This is a genomic window from Sulfuricurvum sp. (assembly GCF_022759005.1).
In the GTDB taxonomy this organism is placed as follows: Bacteria; Campylobacterota; Campylobacteria; order Campylobacterales; family Sulfurimonadaceae; genus Sulfuricurvum.
This window is the reverse complement of sequence record NZ_JAEMQA010000077.1, coordinates 1-4,571: the sequence shown is the minus strand read 5'-3', so window position 1 is coordinate 4,571 and position 4,571 is coordinate 1. Positions and strand designations below refer to the sequence as shown.

Sequence of the window (4,571 nt, the reverse complement as noted above, 5' to 3'; positions counted from 1 at the left end):
CGTAGCCCTGCAGTGCCTCAGGCTCTGGCTCGCGATCAAGCAGACCGCGGTAGAGAGCTCGCACCAGTTCGGGGGCACGGACTTCGAGGGTCTTTTGCCAGTGTTCGTCGGACTCTGAAAGATCTCGCAAGAGTGCGCCGAAACCAAAATTCTGCTTGAGCGCGTCTGTGTAAGAAGCCAGCCCCTGAACATCGGCCTCTCGCTGTAGAATGCCGTGATACGCCTCACGAACCAACTGCTTAGTAAAAATGCGAATGAAGGCCTTTTGAAATACTTTCGCTTTAAATTCTGAACCGTAATTCTCTCTCTTTTTTTCCATTTCAAATCCTCTTGGTTATCGATGTTTATGTTCCGAAACGACGCGTTGTAAAAACTCTTCCCATTGTGGCAAAATCTTCTCAGGCATGTAGCGCGCCGAAACTTCTTCACCGCGCTGGCGGAGGTATTCCTGGACTTTTTGGCTCTCCGGTTCGTAGAGAACTTTTTTTAGCGCCTTGACTGCGCTGATCGTCGAGTAGGGATCGAAATACTCCGCGGCATCTTCATAAACTTCGCGGTGAACAGGAATGTCGGACGCTATCGTGATCCCTCCACTCGCCATCGACTCAACACCTGAAAAGTCAAAACCTTCCCCTAAACTAGGGCAAACAGTCGTGGCAGCATGACGATAGAGAACACGTAAATCCGGTGCAGGCACAGCATTGAGCATAAATAACTCTCCACGATCAATCCAAGTTTTTAAGCCTTTAATAATTTGCTTATATTCCCACCCCAGTGTTCCAACAATGACGAGCTTAATATCGGGATCAATATCCGCTTTGATTACTTCCCATGCCGCAAGTAGCCGAGTATGATTTTTACGTGGCTCGATTGTCGATACTACAAGAAGATATTTTAATTTTTCTTGCTCAAGTGATTTCTTGAAAAATGTTTCTTGCTCTCGTAAAGTTAAAAATTTTGGCAACAAGCCCATATCTTTTGCATCAGGATCATTCGCATACAATCGTGAACGAATTATCCCCGGCACTAATTTTGATGAAGAGTTTTCTTGAACATAGTGATGCGAAACCATATTATGAATCGTCACAGAACGTTTTTCCGCTTCAGGAAAAAGCTTAATTAAATCTTGACGCGTCGTCTCCGAAACGCATGCAAACCATGCACCGTTTTGCACATTACTCATGAGTGCATAAAAATGGGTAGCCTGATGTATCGATTTGTCAGAAATAGTATGGGGCATAAATACAGGAATCGCATCATGATAACGGACGATAAACGTTGTCTGTTTATCGATACGTGCCGGGTAAGGTGTCTGACCAATAAAAATATCAAAATCACCAGTATCAAGTTTGGCATATTTCGGTGTTTTATAAAAACTCAGTGTATTTAGTCCAACCATATGCATTGTATGCCATGGAGTAGAGCAGATGCGATGATTTGCACGCGCAACAAGACTAAAATCAGATGCCGGTAGTGTTTTGGAGAACATGGTTCGCCAAGTAAAGTCTTCAAAATATTTGGATTCAAATTTAGTTAATTTGATTTTTTTTAATCCCAAAAGCGTAAATAATGTTAAAGATGTCGATGCTAACCATTTTTCGATAAAATCAACAACAATATCCGCAATAGTGCGATAAGGTTTTTCTGCTAGTGAAATAATGACTCGAGAATAGCGATTAATTTTTTTTGTTTCTGATGGTACAGATTCAAATATACCTAGTTTATCTTTTGTTCCTCTGGCTAAAATTCTATGCGAAGTTTGAATCATCCCCTCAAGTTCGACAGAATCTAATTTTGATAAACCTCGGAACAATAGTCTAACTTCTTGAGGAATACCGGCAAAACCTTCTAATGCTGGACGCATTTCTAAAAGAATTTTTGTTTTTTGTTTTTTATCTGTTATAGTTTTCATAGGCTTCCTTAATTGAATTGAATTTTTCTAATTTCCTATCAGATAGCAGTCAAACTCGATCGCCATAGAAACGGCAAACGATAACCTAGCCCTCATACATTCGGATTGCATCATCGACAGAATCACAAATTATGAGATGACCTTTATCAAGCACTGCCGCATGATCGCAATGCGCACGAATCAAATCAACTTGGTGTGCCACAATGATCATTGCACGATCGCCCCGTTTTTCAAAGAGTTCAATATCACATTTTCGATGAAAACGGTGATCCCCGACCGACATCCCCTCGTCAATCAAGAAACAATCAAACTCAACTGACATGGAGATAGCAAAAGCCAAGCGCGCAGACATACCCGAAGAGTAGCTTTTAACGGGTTCATTCAAATAGGCACCAAGCTCCGCAAAATCTTCTACCAACTCCAATGTTCGATGAAAGTCAACCCCATAAATGCGAGAAATAAGTTTCACGTTATCCCGACCTGTTAAACTCCCTTGAAAGGCACCACCAAAAGCCAATGGCCATGAAATGGACATATCACTCGTAACACTCCCCGATTGAGGAAGATCTGAACCACTGATAATACGAATAAGAGTCGATTTACCCACACCATTACGCCCCAGAATTCCCCATTTTTCTCCCCGCTCGATACGAAAATTAACATGATCAAGGATTAAACGTTCTGATTTTCCATGATGGATGGGATACGATTTACAAATATTTTTTAATTCTAGCATTAAAAACTATCCATCATATTGTTTGCACTCGCTTAATCGCAATATTGGTAAGCGCGTACGCAAAGAGGGTAAAAGCCAAATTAGCCACTACAGTATAGTAAGGGTAATAATAGGTCTCCATACGACTGCCGTAATATCCTGCATGAAACCACTCGACGCAATCGACCAAAGGAAAAAGCAATAAATAATCCCGATACTCTTGCGGCACCAAGTGAGCTGCTAAAAACACTCCTGAAAAAGGGAGCATTAGATAAAGGATAATATGAGACACCCTCTCGACCGTATCACTTAGCTCCGCTAACGCTGCCATTGTTAATACAAACGCAAAAGAAAACCAAATGACCATTAAACCACCTATAATCATAGTGAATAAATCAGCTGGTAACTGACAAATACCCAATGTCACAAAAATTAAATAAAGTGATAAAAAAGCGGCTATAGAACTCGAAAATTCCAAAATAATACGTGAATAAATAATATCGATAGGGCGAACAGGACGGTGATGCAAAAGTGCCTTATTCACCTCTACAGCCTTCGTCACCCGTCCAGTTCCATTACGCCATAGCAATAATGTTGGATAACTAACCGCCAAATATTCCGCAACCGATTGACCCGCTTCTCCTGAATGCAATTGTGAAAAAATAACCATAACCCCAATGATAAACATAGCAGGTTCAGCAATAATCCAAATAATACCTAATCCCTCACGACCATAACGAGTAATCATCTCACGTAAAATTAGCGCCCAAATAACCCGTTTTTGAATTCGAAATTGCTCTAAGAAACTTATCCCCCGATCGTTAGCGATCATAATGTTCACGAACTCCCGCATTCAAAATACTTAAAATTCCCCACACCATAAGCCCTAACATAAATATGGCAAAGATAGAGCGTATTTTTCGTGGCTCTAGGGCGCAATCAGGTTCATTAGGCTGACTGATACGCTCCAAATAGACGTGTTTACGAAGTGCTTCATTACGGGCTTGCTCCAATGAAGCAAAGGCAATAGCCAGTTGTTTTCCTGCAAACTCACGTTCGAGCATCAAGCGTTCATATTCGGATGTTTTATGGGCAAAAGAGACATCCCCTTCAGTGACCTTAGAAGATTCTGTTGCTATTTGAGAGGTTAAATTGGTGATTTTGTTTTGCAACAAAGCAATTTGAGGATTCTCAGGAGCAAGTGTCATCAATTGTGCCAACTGCGCTTTGGTTGCAATAAGCTCACTTTGCATTTTAGAGACCAACTCCAGTTGCAACGCTGATTGTTTTTCGGGATCAAATACCGATTTTTTTTCTCGATAATTGGATACTGCCAAAGAAGCCGTTTTTGCCCGAACCATCGCACGGGCTACTTCATTTTCGGCAAACCCAATCATATCTCTTCGCGCACGTTCATTAAGACGATTAACTAATTGCTCACTTAATCGAAGAAGGTGTTCATTGATTGTTTTGGCATCTTTAGCACTAAAGGCTTGAATATCCAATGTAACCACAGGCGACGAGGTGTCTACAGTTACGGTAATATGATCTTGATAGTATTTAAAAAGCCATTCAAAACTGCTATTAATCCCAAATCCATTAAAGCGATTAAAATGATCAATCGTTTCTGAAGTGTACTTTTGACGATAGTGAAGCGTCTGATCCAAGGAAATCAGCGCATCTCGTGAGAGGATAAAATCTTTAACGGTATGAGCATCGCTATCTACTGAACTCGAAACACCAGCACTTTGCAACATCGCCCCAATGCCACTGGTACTTGGTTTATCAGGAGCACGAACCACAAACTGTGATTCGCTGATATAAATATCGGATGCAATCATCCCATAATAGATGGATGCAATCAATGTCGGGACAATGACAGTGAATGTAAAAAGTTTATGCTTTTTTAAATAATTTACGGCTAATATCAAAATTTATCCTAGT

Annotated in this window: 5 protein-coding genes; all 5 read right to left on the bottom strand. The window is 40.8% G+C overall.

The window, feature by feature from the left end; genetic code table 11:
* Positions 1-319 (bottom strand): hypothetical protein (locus JHC35_RS05110; RefSeq protein WP_295042655.1); only part of this gene is annotated, 319 nt, incomplete at its 3' end.
* Positions 320-334: 15 nt separating this feature from the next.
* Positions 335-1,912 (bottom strand): glycosyltransferase family 1 protein, encoded by a 1,578-nt coding sequence (locus JHC35_RS05105; RefSeq protein ID WP_295042653.1) that lies wholly within the window; start codon positions 1,910-1,912, stop codon positions 335-337.
* Positions 1,913-1,997: 85 nt separating this feature from the next.
* On the bottom strand, positions 1,998-2,648 hold the full coding sequence (locus JHC35_RS05100) for an ABC transporter ATP-binding protein (protein ID WP_295042651.1): 651 nt from the start codon (positions 2,646-2,648) through the stop codon (positions 1,998-2,000).
* 13 nt (positions 2,649-2,661) lie between these two features.
* Positions 2,662-3,459: an ABC transporter permease gene (locus JHC35_RS05095; RefSeq protein WP_295042649.1), complete on the bottom strand. Its 798-nt coding sequence runs from the start codon at positions 3,457-3,459 to the stop codon at positions 2,662-2,664.
* Positions 3,449-4,558: a capsule biosynthesis protein gene (locus JHC35_RS05090; RefSeq protein ID WP_295042647.1), complete on the bottom strand. Its 1,110-nt coding sequence runs from the start codon at positions 4,556-4,558 to the stop codon at positions 3,449-3,451. Before JHC35_RS05090 ends, JHC35_RS05095 begins: the two co-directional genes overlap by 11 nt.
* Between the last annotated feature and the right edge of the window lie 13 nt (positions 4,559-4,571).

Bases quoted from the DNA above. Each gene is read 5' to 3' on its own strand.
- JHC35_RS05105 (WP_295042653.1), bottom strand. From the start codon at position 1,912: ATGAAAACTATAACAGATAAAAAACAAAAAACAAAAATTCTTTTAGAA.
- JHC35_RS05100 (WP_295042651.1), bottom strand. From the start codon at position 2,648: ATGCTAGAATTAAAAAATATTTGTAAATCGTATCCCATCCATCATGGA.
- JHC35_RS05095 (WP_295042649.1), bottom strand. From the start codon at position 3,459: ATGATCGCTAACGATCGGGGGATAAGTTTCTTAGAGCAATTTCGAATT.